Origin of the sequence: Modicisalibacter xianhensis (assembly GCF_900113605.1) — a bacterium.
GTDB lineage: Bacteria > Pseudomonadota > Gammaproteobacteria > Pseudomonadales > Halomonadaceae > Modicisalibacter > Modicisalibacter xianhensis.
On record NZ_FOPY01000045.1, the window covers coordinates 1 to 1,012 of the forward strand.

General features: G+C 56.5%; 1 rRNA gene. It reads left to right on the top strand.

The window, feature by feature from the left end:
* A 23S ribosomal RNA gene (locus BM194_RS20400) occupies positions 1-1,012 on the top strand; the annotation flags it as partial.

Below are 1,012 nucleotides of genomic sequence, written 5' to 3' on the forward strand. Positions count from 1 at the left end.
CCGGGGGTAGAGCACTGTTTCGGCTAGGGGCCCATCCCGGGTTACCAAACCGAGGCAAACTCCGAATACCGGTGAGTGCAGCGTGGGAGACACACGGCGGGTGCTAACGTCCGTCGTGAAAAGGGAAACAACCCAGACCGTCAGCTAAGGCCCCAAAATCCTGGTTAAGTGGGAAACGATGTGGGAAGGCTCAGACAGCTAGGAGGTTGGCTTAGAAGCAGCCATCCTTTAAAGAAAGCGTAATAGCTCACTAGTCGAGTCGGCCTGCGCGGAAGATGTAACGGGGCTCAAACCAGGTGCCGAAGCTACGGGTGCATCGAATGATGCGCGGTAGAGGAGCGTCGTGTACGCCGATGAAGGTGGATTGAGAAGTCCGCTGGAGGTATCACGAGTGCGAATGCTGACATGAGTAACGACAAGGGGAGTGAAAAACTCCCCCGCCGGAAGACCAAGGGTTTCTGTTCTACGTTAATCGGAGCAGAGTGAGTCGGCCCCTAAGGCGAGGCCGAAAGGCGTAGTCGATGGGAAACGGGTTAATATTCCCGTACCTCACGTGGTTGCGATGGGGGGACGAAGAAGGCTAGGTGAGCCGGGCGTTGGTTGCCCCGGTGAAAGTGCGTAGGCTGGGGTTTCAGGTAAATCCGGAATCCCAAGGCCGAGACACGAGACGAACGGACCACGGTCCGGAAGTCATTGATGCCACGCTTCCAGGAAAAGCCTCTAAGCTTCAGATCACGTGAGACCGTACCCCAAACCGACACAGGTGGTCAGGTAGAGAATACCCAGGCGCTTGAGAGAACTCGGGTGAAGGAACTAGGCAAAATGGTGCCGTAACTTCGGGAGAAGGCACGCCGGCATGTAGGTGTACACCCTCGCGGTGGAAGCCGAGGCCGGTCGAAGATACCAGGTGGCTGCAACTGTTTATTAAAAACACAGCACTCTGCAAACGCGTAAGCGGACGTATAGGGTGTGACGCCTGCCCGGTGCCGGAAGGTTAAGTGATGGTGTTAGC